At 62.1% G+C, this 22,419-nt stretch carries 26 protein-coding genes and 1 pseudogene; 21 read left to right on the top strand and 6 right to left on the bottom strand.

From position 1 onward, the window contains the following. Positions 1-87 precede the first annotated feature (87 nt). From uvrB to NKH52_RS11620, 5 genes and pseudogenes are all read left to right on the top strand, one after another. Positions 88-3,258 (top strand): excinuclease ABC subunit UvrB, encoded by a 3,171-nt coding sequence (uvrB, locus tag NKH52_RS11600; protein ID WP_352729981.1) that lies wholly within the window; start codon positions 88-90, stop codon positions 3,256-3,258. 389 nt (positions 3,259-3,647) lie between these two features. Then, positions 3,648-5,174 (top strand): ABC-F family ATP-binding cassette domain-containing protein, encoded by a 1,527-nt coding sequence (locus NKH52_RS11605; RefSeq protein WP_352729982.1) that lies wholly within the window; start codon positions 3,648-3,650, stop codon positions 5,172-5,174. A gap of 79 nt (positions 5,175-5,253) precedes the next feature. Beyond that, positions 5,254-5,531: pseudogene (locus tag NKH52_RS11610) on the top strand (type II toxin-antitoxin system RelE/ParE family toxin). A 27-nt stretch (positions 5,532-5,558) separates the two neighbouring features. Beyond that, positions 5,559-5,867 (top strand): HigA family addiction module antitoxin, encoded by a 309-nt coding sequence (locus NKH52_RS11615; protein ID WP_023809789.1) that lies wholly within the window; start codon positions 5,559-5,561, stop codon positions 5,865-5,867. Positions 5,868-6,003: 136 nt separating this feature from the next. Then, positions 6,004-6,162, top strand: a complete 159-nt coding sequence (locus NKH52_RS11620) for a hypothetical protein (RefSeq protein WP_127268662.1) — start codon at positions 6,004-6,006, stop codon at positions 6,160-6,162. Positions 6,163-6,178: 16 nt separating this feature from the next. Here the strand turns inward: NKH52_RS11620 and NKH52_RS11625 are convergent, their stop codons facing one another. Continuing rightward, the gene (locus tag NKH52_RS11625; protein WP_352729984.1) at positions 6,179-6,793 is read right to left on the bottom strand and encodes a glutathione S-transferase family protein; all 615 of its coding nucleotides are present in this window, start codon (positions 6,791-6,793) and stop codon (positions 6,179-6,181) included. A gap of 238 nt (positions 6,794-7,031) precedes the next feature. Here NKH52_RS11625 and NKH52_RS11630 point away from each other — a divergent pair, with 238 nt between their 5' ends. Together NKH52_RS11630 and NKH52_RS11635 are read left to right on the top strand one after the other, a co-directional pair. Further along, complete coding sequence (locus NKH52_RS11630; RefSeq protein WP_127268665.1) at positions 7,032-7,460, top strand: VOC family protein; 429 nt, start codon at positions 7,032-7,034, stop codon at positions 7,458-7,460. Between the two features lie 74 nt (positions 7,461-7,534). Then, complete coding sequence (locus tag NKH52_RS11635; RefSeq protein WP_352729986.1) at positions 7,535-7,888, top strand: DUF1428 domain-containing protein; 354 nt, start codon at positions 7,535-7,537, stop codon at positions 7,886-7,888. 194 nt (positions 7,889-8,082) lie between these two features. On the opposite strand, the gene NKH52_RS11640 is transcribed toward NKH52_RS11635, so the two are convergent. After that, complete coding sequence (locus NKH52_RS11640; RefSeq protein ID WP_127294959.1) at positions 8,083-9,717, bottom strand: tetratricopeptide repeat-containing sulfotransferase family protein; 1,635 nt, start codon at positions 9,715-9,717, stop codon at positions 8,083-8,085. Between NKH52_RS11640 and NKH52_RS11645 the strand changes: the two genes are divergently transcribed. The 7 genes from NKH52_RS11645 to NKH52_RS11675 all read left to right on the top strand — a co-directional run bounded on the left by NKH52_RS11645 (position 9,694) and on the right by NKH52_RS11675 (position 13,526). Then, positions 9,694-10,209, top strand: a complete 516-nt coding sequence (locus NKH52_RS11645; RefSeq protein ID WP_352729989.1) for a hypothetical protein — start codon at positions 9,694-9,696, stop codon at positions 10,207-10,209. The genes NKH52_RS11640 and NKH52_RS11645 overlap by 24 nt on opposite strands. A 219-nt stretch (positions 10,210-10,428) precedes the next feature. Beyond that, positions 10,429-10,629, top strand: a complete 201-nt coding sequence (locus tag NKH52_RS11650; protein WP_352729991.1) for a cold-shock protein — start codon at positions 10,429-10,431, stop codon at positions 10,627-10,629. A 149-nt stretch (positions 10,630-10,778) separates the two neighbouring features. Beyond that, positions 10,779-11,048, top strand: a complete 270-nt coding sequence (locus tag NKH52_RS11655; RefSeq protein WP_023809798.1) for a hypothetical protein — start codon at positions 10,779-10,781, stop codon at positions 11,046-11,048. Next, positions 11,045-11,326 carry a hypothetical protein gene (locus tag NKH52_RS11660; protein WP_023809799.1) on the top strand — a complete coding sequence of 94 codons (282 nt, stop codon included), beginning with the start codon at positions 11,045-11,047 and terminating at the stop codon, positions 11,324-11,326. Before NKH52_RS11655 ends, NKH52_RS11660 begins: the two co-directional genes overlap by 4 nt. Positions 11,327-11,365: 39 nt before the next feature. Further along, on the top strand, positions 11,366-11,503 hold the full coding sequence (locus NKH52_RS11665) for a hypothetical protein (protein ID WP_164482279.1): 138 nt from the start codon (positions 11,366-11,368) through the stop codon (positions 11,501-11,503). 99 nt (positions 11,504-11,602) lie between these two features. Then, positions 11,603-11,821: a hypothetical protein gene (locus NKH52_RS11670; protein WP_023809801.1), complete on the top strand. Its 219-nt coding sequence runs from the start codon at positions 11,603-11,605 to the stop codon at positions 11,819-11,821. A 151-nt stretch (positions 11,822-11,972) separates the two neighbouring features. Continuing rightward, positions 11,973-13,526 (top strand): EAL domain-containing protein, encoded by a 1,554-nt coding sequence (locus tag NKH52_RS11675; RefSeq protein ID WP_352729994.1) that lies wholly within the window; start codon positions 11,973-11,975, stop codon positions 13,524-13,526. A 31-nt stretch (positions 13,527-13,557) separates the two neighbouring features. Here NKH52_RS11675 and NKH52_RS11680 read toward each other — a convergent pair whose 3' ends face one another. Then, the gene (locus NKH52_RS11680) at positions 13,558-13,968 is read right to left on the bottom strand and encodes a Kazal-type serine protease inhibitor domain-containing protein (RefSeq protein WP_352729996.1); all 411 of its coding nucleotides are present in this window, start codon (positions 13,966-13,968) and stop codon (positions 13,558-13,560) included. A gap of 492 nt (positions 13,969-14,460) precedes the next feature. Between NKH52_RS11680 and NKH52_RS11685 the strand changes: the two genes are divergently transcribed. From NKH52_RS11685 to NKH52_RS11695, 3 genes are all read left to right on the top strand, one after another. Next, on the top strand, positions 14,461-14,673 hold the full coding sequence (locus tag NKH52_RS11685) for a cold-shock protein (RefSeq protein WP_006202520.1): 213 nt from the start codon (positions 14,461-14,463) through the stop codon (positions 14,671-14,673). 320 nt (positions 14,674-14,993) lie between these two features. Beyond that, a complete protein-coding gene (locus NKH52_RS11690) occupies positions 14,994-15,206 on the top strand; it encodes a cold-shock protein (RefSeq protein ID WP_013530020.1) in 213 nt (70 codons plus the stop codon). A gap of 183 nt (positions 15,207-15,389) precedes the next feature. Continuing rightward, positions 15,390-15,818, top strand: a complete 429-nt coding sequence (locus tag NKH52_RS11695; RefSeq protein ID WP_023809802.1) for a BA14K family protein — start codon at positions 15,390-15,392, stop codon at positions 15,816-15,818. A gap of 127 nt (positions 15,819-15,945) precedes the next feature. Here NKH52_RS11695 and NKH52_RS11700 read toward each other — a convergent pair whose 3' ends face one another. The 3 genes from NKH52_RS11700 to NKH52_RS11710 form a co-directional block, all read right to left on the bottom strand. Beyond that, positions 15,946-16,584: an MBL fold metallo-hydrolase gene (locus NKH52_RS11700; RefSeq protein ID WP_024505622.1), complete on the bottom strand. Its 639-nt coding sequence runs from the start codon at positions 16,582-16,584 to the stop codon at positions 15,946-15,948. A 137-nt stretch (positions 16,585-16,721) separates the two neighbouring features. Further along, positions 16,722-17,039 carry a hypothetical protein gene (locus tag NKH52_RS11705; protein WP_013530017.1) on the bottom strand — a complete coding sequence of 106 codons (318 nt, stop codon included), beginning with the start codon at positions 17,037-17,039 and terminating at the stop codon, positions 16,722-16,724. Between the two features lie 145 nt (positions 17,040-17,184). After that, entirely contained in the window at positions 17,185-18,078 is an 894-nt protein-coding gene (locus NKH52_RS11710) for a branched-chain amino acid aminotransferase (RefSeq protein ID WP_352729998.1), read from the bottom strand. Between the two features lie 246 nt (positions 18,079-18,324). Between NKH52_RS11710 and NKH52_RS11715 the strand changes: the two genes are divergently transcribed. The 4 genes from NKH52_RS11715 to NKH52_RS11730 all read left to right on the top strand — a co-directional run bounded on the left by NKH52_RS11715 (position 18,325) and on the right by NKH52_RS11730 (position 22,273). Beyond that, positions 18,325-18,858 (top strand): MarR family winged helix-turn-helix transcriptional regulator, encoded by a 534-nt coding sequence (locus NKH52_RS11715; protein ID WP_027039379.1) that lies wholly within the window; start codon positions 18,325-18,327, stop codon positions 18,856-18,858. Next, positions 18,845-19,564, top strand: a complete 720-nt coding sequence (locus NKH52_RS11720) for a response regulator (protein WP_013530014.1) — start codon at positions 18,845-18,847, stop codon at positions 19,562-19,564. Before NKH52_RS11715 ends, NKH52_RS11720 begins: the two co-directional genes overlap by 14 nt. A gap of 49 nt (positions 19,565-19,613) precedes the next feature. After that, the gene (locus NKH52_RS11725) at positions 19,614-21,029 is read left to right on the top strand and encodes an ATP-binding protein (protein WP_127416366.1); all 1,416 of its coding nucleotides are present in this window, start codon (positions 19,614-19,616) and stop codon (positions 21,027-21,029) included. Positions 21,030-21,250: 221 nt separating this feature from the next. Then, positions 21,251-22,273 carry a glycosyltransferase family 4 protein gene (locus tag NKH52_RS11730; RefSeq protein WP_352730001.1) on the top strand — a complete coding sequence of 341 codons (1,023 nt, stop codon included), beginning with the start codon at positions 21,251-21,253 and terminating at the stop codon, positions 22,271-22,273. The last annotated feature ends 146 nt before the right edge of the window (positions 22,274-22,419 follow it).

A 22,419-nucleotide genomic window follows, 5' to 3' on the forward strand; every position in this document is an offset into this window, starting at 1 on the left:
CAGCCTGCTGTCAGGAGCAGCGCTGTTCGGCACGCCTCTCCCCACCGCGCTCTTTCCATTTTGGCCAGGAAATCCCATATTCGGGACATGGCCAAATCCCCCGATAAGAAAACGCCGCCGACGGCGAACGACGACCGCGCCGCGCCGAAGCGGCGCAGCCCGCTGACCGATTTCCTCGACGCTTCGGAGCCGCTGCACAAAGGCGGCTTCGCCGAGATGCCGCAGCCGGAGCTCTCTGGCACGCCGCTGACCGGTTCGATCGCGGATTGGGCCGAGCAGATCGAGCAGGAAGCCGAAAACGAAGGACGTCTTGCCGGCAAGGGCGACGGCGGCAAATCGCCGAAGCCGTCGAAGAAGATACCCGAGCGCTCAAGCTCGCCGGGACGCAGTTCGCGCGGCACCTCGATGGGTGGCGCGGCGTCAGCCAGGGAGCGCACGGCAGCCGGCCTCAACCCGGTCGCCGGTCTCGACATCTCGCTGGAAGACGCCGAGACGATGGCCTCGGGCAGCGTCACCGCTACCGTCGCCGCGCTGTCGGCGCTGATCGAATCCGGCAATCCGCTGCACAAGGACGGCGTGCTGTGGACGCCGCACCGCCCTGCCCGCCCCGAAAAATCCGAAGGCGGCATTGCCATCAAGATGGTTTCGGATTTCGAGCCGGCCGGCGATCAGCCGACCGCGATCAAGGATCTGGTCGAAGGCGTCGACAACAACGACCGGACCCAAGTGCTGCTCGGCGTCACCGGCTCCGGAAAAACCTTCACCATGGCCAAGGTGATCGAGGAGACGCAGCGCCCTGCCTTGATCCTGGCGCCGAACAAGACGCTGGCGGCGCAGCTCTATTCCGAGTTCAAGAAATTCTTCCCGGAAAACGCCGTCGAGTATTTCGTCTCCTACTACGACTACTACCAGCCGGAAGCCTACGTCCCGCGCACCGACACCTTCATCGAGAAGGAATCCTCGATCAACGAGCAGATCGACCGCATGCGCCATTCGGCGACGCGTTCGCTGCTCGAGCGTGACGACGTCATCATCGTCGCCTCGGTGTCCTGCATCTACGGTATCGGCTCGGTCGAGACCTATACGGCGATGACCTTCCAGATGCAGATCGGCGATCGGCTCGACCAGCGCGCGCTGCTCGCCGATCTCGTCGCCCAGCAGTACAAACGGCAGGACATCAATTTCGTCCGCGGCTCGTTCCGCGTGCGCGGCGACACGATCGAGATCTTCCCGGCCCACTTGGAGGATCGCGCCTGGCGCATTTCAATGTTCGGCGACGAGATCGAGCAGATCACCGAGTTCGACCCGCTGACCGGCCAGAAGACCGGCGAGCTGAAAAGCGTCAAAATCTACGCCAATTCGCACTATGTGACGCCGCGCCCGACGCTGAACCAGGCGATCAAGTCGATCAAGGAAGAGCTCAAGCACCGGCTGGTCGAACTCGAGCGCGCAGGCCGCCTGCTCGAGGCGCAGCGGCTGGAACAGCGCTGCCGCTTCGACCTCGAGATGCTGGAAGCCACCGGTTCCTGCGCCGGCATCGAGAACTATTCGCGCTATCTCACCGGCCGCCAGCCGGGTGATCCGCCGCCGACGCTGTTCGAGTACATTCCCGACAACGCGCTGGTCTTCATCGATGAAAGCCATGTCACCGTGCCGCAGATCGGCGGCATGTATCGCGGCGACTTTCGCCGCAAGGCGACACTGGCTGAATACGGCTTCCGTCTGCCGTCCTGCATGGACAACCGGCCGCTGCGCTTCGAGGAATGGGATGCCATGCGTCCGCTTTCGGTCGCCGTCTCGGCGACCCCTGGCGGCTGGGAAATGGAGCAGGCCGGCGGCGTCTTCGCCGAACAGGTCATCCGCCCGACCGGCCTGATCGATCCGCCGGTCGAGGTCCGCCCGGCCAAGACCCAGGTCGACGATGTCGTTGGCGAAATCCGCGACACCACCAAGGCCGGCTACCGCACGCTGGTCACGGTGCTGACCAAGCGCATGGCCGAGGATTTGACCGAATATCTGCACGAGCAAGGCATCCGCGTCCGCTACATGCACTCCGACATCGACACGCTGGAGCGCATCGAGATCCTGCGCGATCTGCGCCTCGGCGCCTTCGACGTGCTGGTCGGCATCAACCTGCTGCGCGAAGGCCTCGACATTCCCGAATGCGGCTTCGTCGCCATCCTCGATGCCGACAAGGAAGGTTTCCTGCGCTCGGAAACCTCGCTGATCCAGACCATCGGCCGCGCCGCCAGAAACGTCGACGGCAAGGTCATCCTCTATGCCGACCAGGTGACCGGCTCGATGGAACGGGCAATGGCCGAGACAAACCGCCGCCGCGAAAAGCAGATGGAGTGGAACACGGCCAACGGCATCACGCCGGAATCGGTCAAGTCGCGCATCTCCGATATTCTGGATTCGGTCTACGAGAAAGACCATGTCCGCGCCGACATCTCGCAGTTCACCGACAGTGCCGGCGCCATGATGGGCAACAACCTCAAGGCCCATCTCGACGCGATGGAAAAGCAGATGCGCGATGCCGCGGCCAATCTCGACTTCGAGAAGGCGGCTCGCATCCGCGACGAGATCAAGCGCCTGCGTGAGATGGAACTGTCCATCTCCGAAGACCCGCTGGCCAAATACGCCGACATGGAAAGTCCTGCCTCAGGTCGCGAAAAGGGCAAGCACAACAAGGGCGTGGCCAAACATCGGACAGCAGAGGAACAGGAGCGTTTCCGCAAGCTCGACGCGGCGCAGGCCGCAGAGGAAGCCGCCAGGGCCGCCCGGCCCAACCTCTTCCGCAAACCAGCGCTCGACGAAATGGGCGCCGATGGCGCCGTACCGGTGAAAAAGCCGCTGTTTTCGAAACCCTCGATTGACGATATGGGCCCAGGCACCGACATGCCGACGCCGGCCGGCGCCGTGTCGCGCTCGCTGTTCAAGAAACAGTCGGCGCAGGAAGCGCATGGCTCCGATTTCGGCATTCCCGGCGAGCCGGTCAAGCCGCTGTTTAAGAAGAACTCGCTCGATGAGATGACCGTGCGGCGCACGGAAAAGCCGGTCGAGGGAAAAGTGCCTGCCAAGCCACAGCCGATCTCCCCCCAAGTGGGGGAGATGTCCGGAAGGACGGAGGGGGGCGCGAAGGAACGCGACGGCAAACCAATCGTTCGCCAGCGCGCCGGCATCGGCTCCTACGAAGATCCAGGCGACGCCCGCCGCGACAAACGCCGGCCCGGCAAGACCGGACGGCCGGGGAAGTAGGTCATTCAAACGCCGGCAGGACAGCGCCCCCCTCTGTCCTGCCAAACATCTCCCCCACGAGTGGGGAGATTGGCAGCTTCAGCGCTTCGCTTTGCTAACCAGCGCCCACTTGCCACCAGCCTCGCCTTTGGTGTAATCGCTCCGCACACTCGAACGTCTTGAAAGGAGGGCTCACGTGTTTACGTTTCATCGTCACCATCGTCAGCGTGGCCCGATTTCTGCCCTGCGAGCTTGCTTGCAGGGCTGACCAGGGACGGTCCGGGTTTTTCCCGCTTCGATTTTTTGGTCTGCCCTTCGTGGTGTTGCAACGCCGAGCCTGATGGCCAGCCTGCGCATCGTCAAAGTGCATTGAGCCGGACTTTTCCTCCGGCAAGACCAGAGAAATCAAAATGGCCCTGATCAGCCTCAACTCCCTCGGCGTCACCATGAGTGCGCCGCTATTTGCCAATCTCGACCTCACCATCGGCTCCGGCGACCGGCTCGGCATTGTCGCCGCCAATGGCCGCGGCAAGTCGACCTTGCTGAAATGCCTAACCGGCGAGATGGAGCCGACCTCCGGTGACATCACCCGCACGCGCGGCCTGCGCGTCGGTCATGTCGAGCAATCCGTTGCCCCGGCCCTTCTCACCCGCAGCTTCCATCAGGTAGTGGCCGACGTCTTGCCGCCCGAGCGGGCTGAAAGCGAGCTGTGGCGCGTCGACGTGGTTCTCGATTCACTCGATGTGCCGGAGCCCATGCGCGAGCGGCCAATGCAGGCGCTGAGCGGCGGCTGGCAGCGACTGGCGCTGATCGCCCGCGTCTGGGTGACAGATCCGGACGTGCTGCTGCTCGACGAGCCGACCAACCATCTCGACCTTGCTCGCATCAGCCAGTTGGAAACCTGGCTCAACGCATTGCCGCGTGAGGTGCCGGTCGTCATTGCCAGCCACGACCGCGCCTTTCTCGACGCCGCCACCAACCGGACGCTGTTCCTGCGCCCGGAACAGTCGCCGGTGTTTGCCCTGCCCTACTCCCGCGCCAGGCTGGCGCTCGACGAGGTCGACGCCTCGACCGAGCGCAAGTTCCAGCGCGACATGAAGGTGGCGCAGCAATTGCGCCGGCAGGCGGCCAAGCTCAACAACATCGGCATCAATTCGGGCAGCGATCTGCTGACGGTCAAGACCAAGCAACTCAACCAGCGGGCCGAAAAACTAGAGGAAGCGGCGAACCCGGCGCATCGCGAGAAGTCGGCGGGTGCCATAAAACTGGCCAATCGCGGCACCCACGCCAAAGTGCTGATCACGCTCGACGACGCGGCTGTCGAAACACCCGATGGCACGCTGCTGTTTCGGACCGGCAAGCGCCACATCTGCCAGGGCGACCGCATCGTGCTGCTAGGCCGCAACGGCGTCGGCAAGTCGCGCTTCGTCACCCTGATCCGCAATGCCATTGTCGAACCGGACACGGTGCGGAATGTGAAGGTGACGCCGTCAACGGTGCTCGGCTACAGCGATCAGGCGCTGTCGGGCATCAGCGGCGACGACACGCCGCTGGCGATGGTCTCGCGCCGCTACGATGTCGGCGAGCAGCGCGCACGGTCCTTGCTGGCCGGCGCCGGCGTGGTCATCGAGATGCAGGAGAAAAAGATCGGCATGCTGTCCGGCGGCCAGAAGGCGCGGCTGATGATGCTGACGCTCAGGCTCGCCAATCCCAACTTCTACCTGCTCGACGAGCCGACCAACCATCTCGACATTGACGGCCAGGAAGCACTGGAAGCGGAACTGCTGGCACATCAGGCAAGCTGCGTGCTCGCCTCGCACGACCGCTCCTTCATCCGCGCCATCGGCAACCGCTTCTGGCTGATCGACAAGCGGCGGCTGACCGAAGTCGAGAATCCCGAGGATTTCTTCCGCGAGGTGGCCGAAACGGCAGGATGAGGCCAAGGGAGGTCGACTGGAATGTAAATTATTTGCTTACAGGCCTTGCTTCTTGTAAGCAATCTGTTTACATTTATCCATGATCAAGTCCTTCAAGAACAAGGCGCTGTCGGACCTCTTTCAAACCGGAAAGACCGGCAAGATCGACGCCAAGATGCACAAGCGCATTCTTGTCCGGCTTGACCGCCTGGAAGCTTCGGAGAAGCCGGAGGAAATGAATCTCCCCGGCTTCGATTTCCACTCGCTGAAAGGCTCGATCCCATGCGTTACACGGTCCACGTCAACGGCCCGTGGTGCATCACATTCGAGTTCGACGGCAAGGATGCCGCCCGCGTCGATTTCGAGCAATATCACTGAGGCGGCCAGATTGGAGAAGTTCGACTTATGACCGTGCACGAGCCGACGCGTCCTATTGAGCGTTGTCCCTCCCACCCAGGAGCGCTGCTTGAGGACATTATCCCGGCAACTGGCAAGACCAAGGTGGAAATTGCAAATCTGCTCGGGATCTCCCGGCAGCATCTCTATGACATCATCCGCGAAAAGAAGCCGGTTTCACCGGCTGTGGCCGCTCGCCTTGGCAAGCTGTTCGGCGACGGAGCCGCGATCTGGCTTCGAATGCAGGCGGCTTTCGATGCCTGGCACGCAGAGCGTGAGGTTGATGTTTCAGCGATCCCTACGCTCAGGGTTGCGTAGGTCCGTACGGCAGCATTCGAATAGACCATCAGACGCCACGATAAAAAAATTTCGACGGTCTGTCGGATAGCCTGAACCCGCCACGTCCTTGGGATGCCGACACGATGATGCCGGCGCCAACCCAGGGAGAATTATCATGTCGGTTCTTTCATCCATCGGTCGCGTCGCAACTCGATATGCGGCAGCGCGCGCTCGTCACCGCAGCGAGCGCATCCTGCTTTCACTGCCTGCCTCGCTGCGCAAGGATATCGGCTTTCCGGACGTCTTCGACGCGCAAAACGGCCGCCGCCCCTGACCTCGCGAGGCGCCAGTCAGTCATGCGTATCACCTGAAAGCGGTGTCGCCTGCATCGATACGCGTTTTTCGAAAGCCTCGAACCAGTGCGTCAGCCGCGCCCGCGAGTGAAAAGGCGGCAGGTGGCGGAACGCCATCCAGGACAGCGTGGTGGCCAAGGCGATGTGGCCGACATGGAGCGGCGCCTCGTCGTCCAGCGTACTTTCGATCCAGTCGTAGCTCGCCTCGATCTTTTCCCGGTACCCGTCGGCGAGAGCGCTATAACGCAGCTGTTCGGGTCTTCTTTCCGTCTCCCAGCGCAAGGCTATACCCGTCTGAGCCAGGCCTTGGGCAACCGACTGCAGGCGCAACGCCTGCCAGCGCGCTTCGCCATCCTGCGGCAGCAGCTTGCGGCCGTCATGCAGCGTGTCGAGATAGGCGCAGATAACATCGGAATCGAAGATCGGCGACGCGTTGGGCCGCAACAGCACCGGCACTTTGCCGAGGGGATTTTCGGCGTAGACGCGCGCATTGCGCAGGGTCGGACTGGTCTCGTGATGAATGACCTCAAGCCGATCGGCAATGCCGGCCTCATGAGCGAAAACGAGCGCTTTGCGCGCAAAGGGTGAATGGGTCTGATAGTAGAGGATCATTGTCATCTCGGGCTGAAGCGGCGTTCGCGTGATCCATCTGTTCTAGCCCGCGAGCAGCGAGAATTGCGCTCTGATTGGGGACCGCCGACGCAAGTTCGTTTCAGGCCTCTCGCTCGAGCCCGCGGGCTGTCCGGGATTATTAAGGGCCGACCGCCAAAAAAATTTCGCCGCCATGTAGGATCGCCGCCGCCTGATCCGTCCTATGGCTCGCAAGGCCAAACGCAAAGAGGAGCAAGACATGACCGACCAGACCCCCGTTCAGCCCGCGGCCAAAGTGCTCGGCGGATTGACCCCCTATCTGCAGCTGGATGGCGCCTTCAAGGCTGCCGAATTCTACAAGAAGGCCTTCGGCGCGGAGCAGGTCTTTGCCTACCCGGCGGACGAAAAAGGCCGCACCATGCACATTCACCTCCACATCAATGGCTCGACCCTCATGCTCTCCGATTTCTATCCAGAAAACGGAATGCCCGCCGTCAAGCCGCAGGGGTACACCATGCAGCTTCACCTCGGCAGCGACGACATCGAAGCCTGGTGGAAGCGCGCCGTCGATGCCGGCTGCGAAGTCGCCGTGCCGCTCCAAGTCATGTTCTGGGGTGATCAGTGGGGCAATATGCGCGACCCGTTCGGCGTCGAATGGGCGATGAACGCGCCGGTGAAGAAAGCCTGATCTGCCGCCGATAGCCCGAGACCTCACCGGCCAGTGCCGGTGAGGCCCTGTGAAATTCCAGGAGGAGATCCAAAATGTCCTATGTCGATGGTTTCGTACTTGCCGTGCCCAAGGCAAATCTCGATGACTACAAGAAGCTGGCCAACCTCGCAGGGCCTATCTGGAGGGAACATGGCGCGCTCGCCTATGTCGAATGCATCGGCGACGACGTGCCCTATGGCGAGGTCACGTCCTTCCCGCGTGCCGTGCAGGCCAAGGACGACGAGATCGTCGTCTTCGCCTGGGCCGTCTATGAGTCGCGGGAGAGTCGCGATGCCGTCATGGCCAAGGTGATGGCCGACCCGCGCTTGAAGGCCGATTGGGCGGACATGCCGTTCGACGGCAAACGCATGATCTTCGGTGGCTTCAAGCCATTCATTGAGATGTAGGCGCGCCGACCCAAGGTGGCCTGCACACCAAATACTCCAAGCGCGTCGCGCGGATTCCTTTCGCGCGGCGCTTTCTTGCTCTTAACCTAATCGCCCATCGCTTCGTCATCCTATGGCGGAGCAAGGAGCGAAGCGAAGCCGCGCAGGTCATGGGATGACGAAGCTTGTGCTTCGGCTAAACTGTGACCAGGCCGCTAATCCAGCTTGTCCAGCAGCGGCTTGAGCCGGTCTCCATAGCGCTTCCACAGATCGACCGACCCCTGATACATCGGCTGGCGCACCTGTGCGGCTGAAGCCGTGCGAACCGGTCGGTCGGTCTCGTGGAAAGATAGTGCCGCGTCGTCCCAAGGCAGGCCGAGATGAGCGATCAATGCCCGCGTCTGTCCGTCCTGGTCGGCGACAAAATCCTCGTAGCGTACATCGTGCACGACGCCCGGCAGCACCGTGTGCCAATGCTTCATGATGTCGGTGTAGAGATTGTGGAAGTCGGCGAGCTCGCCGAGATCGTAGCCATAGCGATGGCTGTCGCCGCGGAAATGCACCTTGTAGATCGACAGGCAGGTGGCCGCCGCATCGCGCGCGCAGTGGATGATCCTGGCCTTCGGCATCATCATGTGGATGAAGCCGACAAGCAGGAAGTTGCCTGGCATTTTGTCGGTGACGTGACGCATGTTCGGATAGCGGGCATGCAGCATGTCGAGATAGGCTTGGCCTGCCTCGGCAAAATCCGCATCGCCCATATCCGATACGCCCCATGGGAAGCCACCCGGCATGGTCGCCGGGAACTGCTTGCCGACCGCCTTCTTCAAGATGCTGAGCTCGCCTGCGCCGTAGACCTGCGGATGGCTGGCAATGATCTGCTCGACCAGCGTCGTGCCCGAACGCGGCATGCCGACGATGAAGATCGGCGTGTCGTCGCTGATTGAGCTGGGCCTGTGCTTCTCGAAGAAGCCGGCATCGAAGGTGGCCTTCATCGCTTCGAACTCGGCCCGCGTCCTGGCCTGGTCGTAGTCGATGCCTTTGCGGCGGATCGCATTGCCTTCGGCGAAATAGTCGAAGGCCCGGCCATAATCCCTGAGATCGTCATTCGCCTTGCCGAGTCCGAAGGACAGCTGCATGCGTGCCAGACTGTCCTGCGGCGCCTTGGCATGCTGGGCCTCCATGCCCCCAAGCTCGCTGTCGCGCTCCTTCTGGCGCTTGACCTGCGTCAGCATCAGCCAGGCTGTGGCCATGGCGGGGTTGATCGCCAACGCCTGCCGGAACAGGTCGGCCGCCTCGTCGAGCTTGCCCTTTTCCATCAACCCGACGCCGAGCCCGTGCAGCAGATCGGCATCCTTGGGCCGGATCGTCAGCGCTTCGCGGAAGACGGCGAGCGCCTCATCCAGCCGCCCGGCTTCCTGCAGGGTTTCGGCAAGCCCGATGCGGGCGCGCACATGAAATGGGTTGCGTGCAACCGTGCCGCGATAAATCTCTTCGGCCTCTTCGAACTGGCCGACCTGTTTCAGCGATGAGCCGAGATTGTCGCGCGCCGCGAGCTGGTCCGGCCGCAGATCCACCGCGCCGCGGAAGAAATCGATGGCCGCAGCAGGGCGGCCGAGGTCGCGCATCACCGTACCGAAATTGTTGAGGAAATCGGGATTCGTCGGCTGCAGGCTCACCGACCGTTCGATGAGATCCAGCCCTTCTTCGCTGCGCCCGGTCTGGTGCAGCAGCAGTCCCAGGAAATGCGCCGCGGCCGCATGCTTGGGCTGACGCGCCAACACCTGCCGGTAGATCGTCTCAGCCTCTTGCCGGCGCCCCGCCTGATGCAGTTGCAACGCCTGCTGCACATACTGGTCGAGGCCCAGCGGTGGCTGTCCGCCTGCGCCAGACCTGGCTCCCGCACCCGCCGCTCGTCTTTGATCTCTGTTGATGGGAAACCTGCCGTGTTTTATCCGCCTGTGCGATCTAGGCCATCGGCGCCGCAGGTTCAAGCCTTCGCTTGCTGTCTCGTCCTTTCGTCGGTGCGGAAAGATCAAATCAGGCGATTGGTCTCGGCAACCTGCCTGGCACGCCGAACCGTTCCATCGGTGTCGGCGATCCTTCGCTTTGCCGCCTCGTCACTTCTGACAGTCAGCCGCGGCGACAGGACAACCATCGGCTTTGCCATTACCGGCTTTGCGACCGGCGTGATCGTTACGGGGGTGCCTATTGGCGTCTTTACGGACATCACGAGGTCTCCTTCTTCAATTCACAAGAAAAATGAAAATACTGGGAGAATTATTCCCGCTAAGCTTCAAACAGTTTTTGAATTGTATGAATTTGTATCATCATTTTTCTGATAGTTACAGCGCGCAATTTTTTGAATGAAACCCAATTTTATTTTAAAACGCCTTGATTAAATTACAACAAAGGCCTATCTGTACAGGATCGCTTTGGGCCAGAATTGGCATCTCGCGGCGTCAGAGGTTCTCGACCCGCCAATCTCATTCCAAATCATCGATACCGGGCGCGCGGCATATTCGCTCCGCGCGACCATTCTCATTCTTCGAAAGACCGACATGAACACCGGAACCGTGAAGTTCTACAATGGCCAGAAGGGCTTCGGCTTCATTCAGCCGACCGATGGCGGCAAGGACGTCTTTGTCCATGTCAGCGCACTGGAGCGCGCCGGCTTCCCCGGCCTCGCCGAAGGCCAGAAGCTGCAGTTCGAGTTGGAGCGTGACACCAAGGGCCGCGAGTCGGCCGCCAATTGCAATTGATCTGATCCGGCCGAATTCGATGAACGCTGACCACGGATGTACTGGCAGCTCTCGAAAGCGGCTTATTTCCAGCGACTGCCGGAAATAGGAAAGCGGGGCTCGTCCCCGCTTTTTTGTTTTCAGGACCGCTGCTTTGCATAGGTAAGACAATGCCGGACCGCACCACCCACTCCATCGCGCACTTCACCGCACCTTTCGTGCTCGGCGGACTGGAAGGGCAGCTGCCGGCCGGCGACTACGACATCGACCACGACGAAGAGCTGATCGAGGGCATGTCGCGGCTTGCCTGGCGCCGCGTCGCCACTTTCATCCATCTGCCGGCAAGGGCAGCGAAAAACCCGCCCACCAGCCAGCTTGTCGCCATCGATTACCTCGAACTCGAAACAGCGCTGAAGCGCGACAGGGAGAATGCAGCATGATCCGTTTCCAGCAGAATGCGCGCCCGCGTACCGACACGCCCGCGCACCAGTTTTCGATCGGTCAGACCGTGCGCATGAAGAGCCGCACCGGCCTCGTCCAGAAGACCGCCGAACTGTTCCAGATCAAGAGCAGGCTGCCGGTCAAGGATGGTTCGCCGCAGTACCGCATCCGCAGCGAGCAGGAGACCTATGAGCGGGTCACCACCGAAGACAATCTCGAACCGGCAGATCCGGTTGTTGCCGGCAACCCGGTTGTTGCCAGCAACCCGCTTATCTGAGACCCCACCGCCAAGCCAACACTGAAGCAGGAGCACGACATGTCCAAAGGTCAACAGCGAAGCAACCGCGAAACGCGCAAGCCGAAGAAGGACAAGGTCGTGGCAAAGCCCGCCTCCCCGTTCGGCTCCTCGGTCAAGCAGGCGGAGAGCAGCCTGAAGCCGAAGTCGAAGGGCTGACAAACTGGAGGGCGCGCCTCGTGCGTCCTCTCCGTCGTCCCTCTGTGGGGGACGAATTGACTGAACAGGCCCGCGCAATGCTCTGCCACGGAGGCGCGCTTGAATTTCGTCATCGAGTTCTACCGGTCGCGCGACGCCGACGAAGCCACTCTCGACAAGGTATCACTGGAGGCGCCGAACCTGCGCGCCGCGCTGCAGGGCGCCACCGCGCTGTTCCACACGCTGGCCATGCCGCAAATCCCCGATCGCCTGCGCATTTGTGACGACACTGGCAGCGAGCTTTACGCCGGCCCGGCCGACGGCGCCTATCCGGTTTAGAGCGGCGGTGCTGCCCCACGACTCCATTAAAGTTCACGTAAGATCGAGGCCCTAAGATCCGCCTGAACCGGGCCACTGCCGCGATTGGTGGCCGAGACGTTGCGGGCGACCACCCACGATCGCCGCTCATACCAGAAGGCAGGAGGCGCGCATGGACAGGTCGCGCATCATCGTGACGGCGGTGGTGTTGGCCATGCTGGGCGCCATCGTGCCAATCGCGGCTATGTTTCATCTCGCTTGGATTCAGACCGTCCAAAAGGAACATGAGCGGCTGCAGCTGTTCGCCAGCCGCGCCATCGCCAGGGCCGACATCTCGCTCAACGATGCCACCGCCGCTTTGCGGCAGATCGACCAGTTCACCGGCATCCGCTGTTCGGCGGACCATATAGCCCGTATGCGGCAACTCACCATCAACACGCGCCCGATCGAAGAAATGGGCTATTTCGAAAACGGCCTGCTTAAATGCTCTTCCTGGGGATCGACCGAAGGGCGCGTTGCGCAATCCACCCCGGACTTCACCACCAGGGACGGCATTGCCGTCACCGCCCGCATGCAGCCGGTGATGAGCGAGGGCCATTCGCTGATGGCGCTGCAATACAGGGACCACAACGTCCTTGTCGATCCGGTACGCTTTGTCGACGTCATCGTCGATCCCGGTGTCCAGCTCGCTTTGACGACGCAAACGGGCATCCTGCTTGGCGCGTTGAACAGCCCGAATCCTGCTCGTATCGAGAAGATCGTCGCCGGCCCCGGCAAAGGCATCGATGACGATCTCCTGTTTGCCACGGCGCGCGGAACGGACTGGATCGCTGTCGCCACCGAACCGACAAGCCAGATCCTGGGCAGCGTTCGCCAGCAGCAATTTCTGCTGCTCCCGCTCGGCGCCTTCATGGCCGCCTTCATCATCGGCATGGTTGTGTGGCTGTCGCGAAGGCGGCTTTCGCCCTTGGGAGAATTGCAGATCGCCGTACGCAAGCGCGAATTCATCGTCCACTATCAGCCGATCGTCGAACTCAGGACCGGCAATTGCATCGGCGCGGAAGCGCTGGTGCGCTGGAAGCGGCCGAACGGTTCCCTCGTCCGGCCCGATCTCTTCATTCCGCTGGCGGAAGAGAGCGGCCTGATCACGGCGATCACCGATCAGGTCATTGCGATGGTTGTGTTCGACCTGAACAGGCTTCTGGTCGCCGACCGCTCGCTTCACATCGCCATCAATCTCAGCGCAACCGATGTCGGCACCGCGCGGGTCCTGCCTATCATCGAAAAGGCGTTGCAGCACACCGGGATCCGGCCCCAGCAAATCTGGCTCGAGGCGACGGAGCGAGGTTTCGTCGATATCAACTCGGCCCGCTCGACGCTCATTCGTGCCCGCGAACTTGGCCACGCAGTGGCAATCGACGACTTCGGCACCGGCTATTCCAGCCTGTCCTATCTCGAGGGGCTGCCGCTTGACGCGCTCAAGATCGACAAATCGTTCATCGATACGATCAGCACGAATTCCGCCACCAGTTCCGTCACCCCGCATATCATCGACATGGCCAAGACACTAAAGCTGAAGATCGTTGCCGAGGGCGTGGAAACGCAGGCGCAAGCCGACTATCTCGCGGCGCGCGACGTCGACTATGCCCAGGGCTGGCTTTTCGCCAGACCCATGCCCGCGTCCGAGTTCATCGCCTACTGTCGCCAGGTGAAGCCGACGGCTTGACGCCTGTCGTCCTCAACAAGGCGCAGCGTTCTCAGCACGGCCCGTCGCCAACGACGCGATAGTCCGCGGCGCGGGCTTCGCAGGAATTGGGGAAGGTGCGCATCTCGCCATGACGGCGGCCGCAGACCGGAGCATATTCGCGGGTGCAGAACGTCTGCTCTTCACCGCCACCGCCACCGCCACCGTCGCGGCACGGGCCGTCGCGCACGATGCGGTAGCCGGCCCGGTCGGCAAGACAGGCATTGGCGAAGGTCTGGCGGTCGCCGCCGCGCCGGGCACAGACCGGCTCGTACTGCTTGCTGCAATATTGCGGTTCGGGCCGTGGCGGACGCGGGCGCGGCCCTGGTCCCTCATCGACGACGACGGTGCAGGCGGCAAGAATTGCCGACAGCAACAGGATGGCAAAACCCTGCCGCGAAAAGATTGCCGCCAGAAATTTCATGATGATCTCCCACGATCGGTCCCCGGTTACCGATCCTCGCCATTCCTTTGCCAAATGCAACCCCGTTTGAGCCTCGCAAACGACAACGGCGCCTGGCCCGCAAGGGGGGATAGCGCGCCGCCGATATCTGGCCCATTCGTGGGCTGGCTCTGGCCGATGACCCGACCGGCAAGCAAGCCTATGCCGAGCCCATCGATGCCCAAGTCAGTCGATCCTTGCGTCGGGATGCGCCCAGTGTGGCGGCCCGCGGCGGTATCTTGCAACCATCACGTTTCCGTGCGATAAATTCCGTGTTCGGGCATTTGCGACCCGGAGAGCGGAACGTTTTGGACGACCTTTCCCCGATACTGTGAATCTCTGACGGCCCCGTTTTCGGCGGGGGGTTTGACCATGCGCCAATGCATGACTGCCGAAGCAACCACCGGGAACTGCCCTTTGCGCCAGGCGGCGGGCGGGACCACCAAAGACTGAACGGGTGAAGGAGTTTCCCCAATGGCCCAGACCGGCACCGTTAAATTCTTCAACGCGACCAAAGGCTTCGGTTTCATCACGCCTGATGGTGGCGCCAAGGATGTGTTCGTCCATATCTCCGCGATCGAAGCCTCCGGCTTGCGCACGCTCGTTGACGGCCAGAAGGTCACCTTCGACGTCGAGCCGGACCGCATGGGCAAGGGCCCCAAGGCCGTCAACCTCCGCGCAGCCTGAGCCACCGGCGCGCCGCATGTCACTCGGACGTGCGACGGAGGCTCCATGCCTGCACCTGGCCTGGAGAGGGATCTGAATTTTGAAAGGCGCGGCGATCTTCGTCGCGCCTTTTCCTTATCGAAGGCGCGGGCCGGTGATGTCGCCCAAGCCGCCAGGTTCTGGGCAACGACTTGCATAAAAACAAAGACCCAAAGCGCGCCGCAACGTGCTTTAGACGCCCGCAAAACTTTCCCTTGCCGATGACGCTAAAATAAAGGACAAATTTCCACTCGGGCATTTGCCGGCCCGAGACTGGAGTTTATGGGACAAAGGAGCTTCCCATGCCGCAGACCGGCACCGTCAAATTCTTCAACCATGCCAAGGGCTTCGGCTTCATCACGCCCGATGATGGAGCGAAGGATGTTTTCGTCCATATTTCAGCCGTGCAGGCGTCCGGTCTTCCTGGTCTCGAGGATGGCCAGAAAGTGTCGTTCGACACCGAGCCGGACAAGCGCGGCAAGGGTCCCAAGGCCGTCAACCTGTCGGTCGGCTGAGCCGGCTTCAAACCGGCGATCCCAAGCAGATCGCTCCCTTGAGAGCCTATGATTTTTGACGTCTGTTTTGAATAGACACGTAAAAATCCGTTCAGCCCCCGTTCAGCCACGGTCGCATATTAGTCTTCGGTAAAGCCGGACCGCATCCCCGAAACTACACGGGCCGGCACGAAGGAGATCGACATGAACCGAATTTTCAAAACCGCCGTTCTGGCCGCTGCTGTGGTCGCTACCACGCTCACGGCCTTGCCCGCCGCCAATGCGCGCGACTGGCGCCGTCATCATGGCCATCATGGCAACGGCGATGCCATTGCCGCCGGCGTGCTCGGCCTCGCGGCCGGCGCGCTGATCGGTGGTGCATTGGCCAATGACCGGCCGCCGCCCGGCGCTGACCGCTACTACGATGACGGTTACGATCGTGACGTGGTGATACGCCCGGCCCCGGTGCGCCGCTACTATGCGGAGCCGCGGGTGGTCTACGCCGATCGTTATGCCGAGCCGTGGACGCGTGACTGGTACGAATACTGCTCGGACCGCTACCGCAGCTTCAATTCCCGTACCGGGACGTTCACCGGCAATGACGGCGAACAGCATTTCTGCACTGCCAATTAAACCAAGGGCTTCCCTGCCCCCAAAACAGAAAAGCGCTGACCGCAAGGCCAGCGCTTTTTTGTTGTGGTCCCTACAATGTCAACGGTCGCTTGAGGCTGATGAAAACAGCTACGGCTCCGAGCCTGGTTCAAGTCAAAAAAGGGTTGGTCCGCCTCTCCTCGCCAAAACGTCCGCCTGGACCGTGGCCACAGATGAAGCCGATGTCGTCGCCGAGCGGCAGGAGCTTGTCCTTGATCGAAGCGATCAGCGCCGCGTGGTCGCCGCCCGGCAGGTCGGTGCGGCCGACCGAGCCGCGGAACAGCACGTCACCGACATGGGCGAACTTGGCCGCGCGGTTGTAATAAACAACGTGACCTGGTGCATGGCCGGGGCAGTGCAGCACCTCGAACACATGGCCGCCGAATGACACGGTCTCGCCTTCGGCCAGGAACCGGTCGGGCACGCAGTTACGCGCTCCGGCGATGCCGTAGCGCTTGCCCTGGTTTTCCAGATTGTCGAGCAGCGACTTGTCGGCCTCATGCGGACCAATGATCTCGACGCCGAGCGCCTCCTTCAACTCCATTGCGCCGCCAGCATGGTCGATGTGGCCATGCGTTATCCAGATAGCCCCGGCTGAGATCGCATTGTCCTTCAGCACCGCCAGCACCTTGTCGATATCGCCGCCAGGATCGACGACGACGCCATGCTTGTCATCCATGTCGAACAGGATGGTGCAATTCTGCTGGAACGGTGTGACCGGCACGATGCCGGCATTGAGCTGACCCATGATCGTCCTTTCGATGTTCACGGGTGATGTAGAGGCGCGGACAAAGGGCGTCCACCCTCGAAAGACGAACATCGGTAGCTCCGAAAACGGAAATGGGCGGCCGAAGCCGCCCATTTGAAAAGACCGAAACGGCCTGCCTACTTCTTCATGGCGCCCATGACCGCGCCGAGAATGGCGGTCAGGATCGCGCCGCCGCCGGCGCCGCCGACGATGTTCTGCAGGTTCAGCGCGCTGCCGAGACCGCTCGTTGCTGCTGCCGCAGCCGCCGGATCGACCGCACCGCCACCCAGCAGGCTGCCGAGGATCGCCGCACCGCCGACGCCGCCAATGGCTCCGCCCAGGATTTTGGGAAGCTGACCCATCGCCGCCGTCTTGAGCGCCGCACCGACCGCCTGACCACCGATGATGCCAGTAATCACCTGTATGATGATCGGAAGAAGCGTGTTCATGTCCATATGATTAGTCCCTCCATAGCTGTCAGCCTCCCGGGCCGACACCATCATGAGACGCCGAATTGGACGAAAGTCAAATGCAGAAACGCTGAAATAAAAGGGGCGGCCCGAAAACCGCCCCTACTTCCTAAAAAAGCTGTGACTTTCGTTATTCTGCGGCAATCGCGTGCTTGGGCTGAACGGCCGCAGAATAGTCATTCATAAGATTCTTGGCTATTTCGCCGACCTCGAATCGGTAAGGCCCGATCTCGGAAACCGGCGTCACTTCCGCTGCCGTCCCGGTCAGGAAGCACTGCTCGAAGCTTTCCAGCTCTTCCGGCAGGATGGCGCGTTCAATCACCTCCAAGCCGCGATCCTTGGCCAGCCCAATGACCGTGCGGCGGGTGACGCCGTCGAGGAAGCAGTCGGGCTTGGGTGTGTGGATCTTGCCCTCCTTGACGAAGAAGATGTTGGCTCCGGTCGCTTCGGCGACCTGGCCACGCCAGTCGAGCATCATGGCGTCGGCATAGCCCTTGGCCTCGGCGGCGTGCTTGGACATGGTGCAGATCATGTAGAGGCCGGCGGCCTTCGACTTGGAAGGCGCGGTGCGCGGGTCGGGCCGGCGCCATTCCGCCACATCGAGACGGATGCCTTTCAGCTTCTGCGCAGGATCGAAATAGCTCGGCCATTGCCAGATGGCGATGGCGCAGTTGATGCGGTTGTTCTGCGCCGAGACGCCCATCTGCTCACTGCCGCGCCAGGCAATCGGCCGGACATAGGCGTCCTGGAAACCCTGCTTCTTGAGAAGCGTGGAAGAGGCGTCGTTGAGCTCGGCCACCGAATAGGGGATATTGAAACCGAGCAGGCGTGCCGATTCATGCAGGCGCTCGGTGTGTTCGTTGAGCTTGAAGATCTCGCCGCCATAGGCACGCTCTCCCTCGAAAACGGCGCTGGCGTAATGCAGCCCGTGCGTCAGCACATGGATCTTGGCGTCACCCCATTGGACGAATTCGCCGTTCATCCAGATGAAGCCATCGAGTTGATCGAAGGGAACGGATGCCATGGTAACCTCCCACGGGCGGCAGCCCGGATAGTTGTATCGTTGTGTGTTTCGTGTCGGCCGCCCAAAGCGGCTTTTATGGTGGAGCGTAGGCGGATAATTGCGCTCTGGCAAACTTAGGAAATTCCGGAAAAACCGGCTTCCCTTGCCTTTTCGTTCGCAATCCGCCCAAAAGCTTGTCAAAAATTACCATTGCAGGGAAATTACGTCAATAGTACTGACATAATCTCTCTTTCCCACGGAGAAATAATGACGGATCGAAGCCCAGCCGCCGGAAAACCGATCAGGACCGCCATGTCGGTCGAGGACGGCATCGACTTCGCCATCATCGAGCTGCTCTTCTTCGCCTATCGTGACTTCACCTCCGATCCGGACCAGATCCTGGCCGACTACGGCTTCGGCCGGGCCCACCACCGGGTGCTGCATTTCGTCAACCGCAGGCCGGGCCTGACGGTCGCCGAACTGCTCGACGTGCTGAAGATCACCAAACAGAGCCTGGCCCGTGTGCTCAAGCAGTTGATTGACACCGACCATGTCGTGCAGTTGCAAGGTCCGCGCGACCGCCGCCAGCGCGAACTTTATCCGACGGCCAAGGGCCGTGCGCTGGCGCTGGCGCTGGCGCGGCCACAGTCGCGCCGCATCCATGCTGCATTGGGGGATTCCGGAGTAACCGAACGGACCTTGGTGGAACGGTTCCTCGAAGCGATGGTCAATCCGGAACTGAGGGCGCAGATCGACGTTGGGTCCGCAAAAATGTCAGGGAAAAGCCATGGAGAGCACTGAACGGGTCGATCATGCGGCCGCGCCGGACGACGACGCGCCGCATCTGCTTGTCGTCGACGACGACACCCGCATCCGCAATCTTCTCAAGCAGTATCTGACCGAAAACGGCTTTCGCGTCACCGTCGCCGGCAATGCCGGCGAAGCCAGGCGCAAGCTTGCCGGCCTCGACTTCGACCTTCTGGTGCTGGACGTCATGATGCCCGGCGAGACGGGCGTCGACCTGACCAAGTCGCTGCGGGCCGAAAAGAACGTACCGATCCTGATGCTGACGGCCCTGTCGGAGACCGACAGCCGCATCTCAGGGCTTGAGGCCGGCGCCGACGACTACCTGCCGAAGCCGTTCGATCCGCGCGAGCTGATCCTGCGCATCAACAACATCCTGCGCCGTGGTGGCCCGGCGACCACGCCCAAGGTCGAGCAGTTGGTCTTCGGCCCCTACACCTTCCAGATCGCCCGGCGCGAATTGAAGCGTGGCGGCGAGGCGCTGAAGCTGACCGACCGCGAACAGGAGATCCTGGCGATCTTCGCGGCAAGGGCCGGCGAGACGATACCCCGCCACGAGCTTGTCGGTGACGATTCGGAGGTCGGCGAGCGCACCATCGACGTCCAGATCAACCGGCTGCGCCGCAAGATCGAGCGCGATCCGTCCAACCCGGTCTGGCTGCAGACCGTACGCGGTATTGGGTATCGGCTCAGCGTGGAATAGAATGCCGCCTGCGGCCTGCTGAGCGGCTGCGGGCAAGCGAAATGAGCGAATGGCAACCACGGAACTGGAACAGCCGGGCAATGGCGGCTTGAGCGCACGCGCCGCGCGGACGCTGAAGGCGGTGCCGCGCGCCTGGAACCGCTTCTGGCGCCTCGTCTCGCTCTATATGCCCAAGCGGCTCTATGCCCGCTCGCTGATCATCGTCATCGCGCCGATGATCCTGCTGCAATCGGTCGTCGCCTTCGTCTTCATGGAACGTCATTGGGCAACCGTGACGCAGCGCCTGTCGCAGGCCACCGTGCGCGACATCGCCGCCATCATCGACCTGATCGAGACCTATCCGCGCGATGCCGACTACACCAACATCATCCGCATCGCCCAGGACCGCATGCAGCTGAAGGTCGACCTCTTGCCGCCCGACCCACTGCCCGCGCCCGGTCCAAAGCCGTTTTTCTCGATTTTGGATGATGTTCTCTCGTCCGAGATCACCCGCCAGATCAACCGCCCGTTCTGGATCGACACGGTCGGCAACTCCAACATCGTCGAGGTGCGCGTGCAGCTCGAGGGCAAGGTGCTGCGCGTCTTCGTGCGCCGCAGCCAGGCCTATGCCTCCAACACCCACATCTTCCTGATCTGGATGGTCGGCACCTCGCTGGTGCTCCTGATGATCGCCATTCCCTTCCTGCGCAACCAGATCCGGCCGATCCTGATGCTCGCCGAAGCCGCCGAAAGCTTCGGCAAGGGCCGGCCGATGCCGCGCGACTTCCGGCCGCGCGGCGCCGAAGAGGTTCGCCGCGCCGGCTTTGCCTTCATGCAGATGCGCGAGCGCATCGAGCGCCAGATCGAGCAACGCACTGCCATGCTGACCGGCGTCAGCCATGACCTGCGAACCATCCTCACCCGCTTCAAGCTGCAGTTGGCGCTTTCCGGCGGCAAGGCCGAGACCAAGGCCGCGCTCGACCAGGACATCGACGATATGCAGTCGATGCTCGAAGGCTATCTCGCCTTTGCCCGTGGCGAGGCTTCGGAAGACGCCGGACGGTTCGATCTCGAGGCCTATTTCGAGAAGCTCGACGAGGAGGCCAGGCTGCGCAAGCGCAAGCTGTCGACGACGCTTGCCGGAGACCCCGATGTGCATGTGCGGCCGAACGCCTTTGCCCGGCTGATGTCCAACGTCATCGGCAACGCCTTCCGCTATGCCAAGACGGTTGAGGTCAACGCCACCCATGGCCGCGGCTCGCTGCTGGTCACCATCGACGACGATGGTCCGGGCATTCCCGCCGACCGACGCGAAGACGTGTTCAAGCCTTTCGTGCGGCTCGACGAGGCCCGCAACCTCGATGCCAGCGGCACCGGGCTCGGCCTGTCGATCGCCCGCGACATCGCCCGCTCCCATGGCGGCGACATCACCCTTGAAGACAGCCCGCTCGGCGGACTGCGCGCCATCATCAAGGTTCCCGCATAACCGGGCGCAATTCCGAAAAGTGGAAACCGGCTTCATCCGCCCGTCATGAAACCATGATCAAGAGCGCGCATGAAGCGCGCGACCACAATTGATTCGGCCTTGCCGCCTCACTTCAACCCCGTACCCGTTCGGGTGCGCTGGAGCGAAGCGAGAGCAGCAGGCTGGTCGCCGTTCCGGCATCGTCTCGAGGCAACCGTCGACCTTTCCTGCAAAGGGCCGCCATGCGCATATTGATGGTCACCGATGCCTGGCGCCCGCAGGTCAACGGCGTTGTCCACACGCTGGAGCGGCTCACCGAGACGCTGAAATCCTTCGATGTCGCGGTGGATTTCCTGACGCCCAATATATTCCGCACCCTGCCCTTGCCGACCTATCCCGACATCAGGCTGGTGCTGACCACGCCCGGCCATGTCGCGCGCCTGATCGACGCCGGCAAGGCCGACCACATCCACATCGTCACCGAAGGACCGCTCGGCATCATGGCGCGGCGCTATTGCCGCAACGCCGGCCGGCCGTTCACCACCAGCTATCACACGCGCTTTCCCGAATATCTCAGCGCCCGCCTGCCGGTGCCGGAAAGCTGGGCCTATCGCTGGCTGCGCGATTTCCACAATTCCGGCCAGGGCACGCTGGTCGCCACCCAGTCACTCGCCGACGACCTCTCGGCGCGCGGCTTCACCAAGCTGCGGCCGTGGACGCGCGGCGTCGATACCGATCATTTCCGGCCCGACAAGAAGAAGGATCTCGGCTTCCCCGGCCCTGTCTTCCTCTGCGTCGGCCGCGTCGCCATCGAAAAGAACCTGAGTGCTTTCCTCGACCTCGACCTGCCGGGCAGCAAGGTGATCGTCGGCGAAGGCCCCGAGCTTGCCAGGCTGAAGGCGAAATACCCGCAAGCGAATTTCCTCGGCCATCGCCCCAACGACGAACTGGCCGAGATCTATGCCTCGGCCGACGTCTTCGTCTTCCCGAGCCGCACCGACACGTTCGGCAACGTCATCATCGAGGCACTGGCCAGCGGCACGCCGGTTGCCGCCTATCCGGTGACCGGGCCGATCGATATTGTCGGCGACGGTTTTGGCGGCGCGGTCTCCAACGATCTGCGCGAGGCCTCGCTTGCGGCGCTCAATGTAGACCGTGCCGAAGCCCGCGAACGTGCCATGCGCTATAGCTGGAAAGCCTGTGCGGAGATGTTTCTCGATACGGTCGAGGAAGCACTGGGCACACCGCGAAAGCTCGCGGCCTGACTGTGCTTTTCGTTATCCAAGGGCGAAGCCAACGCACCGCCACGGATGACAAAGCGTGGCGACGCATGATCAACCGTTAGTCTGCCACGGCACCTTGTTTCAAAGGGATGGCTTGGGGTCATAGCTTGTATTGTGCGACTTCGGAG

The sequence above is a fragment of the Mesorhizobium sp. M1066 genome, assembly GCF_040318635.1.
In the GTDB taxonomy this organism is placed as follows: domain Bacteria; phylum Pseudomonadota; class Alphaproteobacteria; order Rhizobiales; family Rhizobiaceae; genus Mesorhizobium.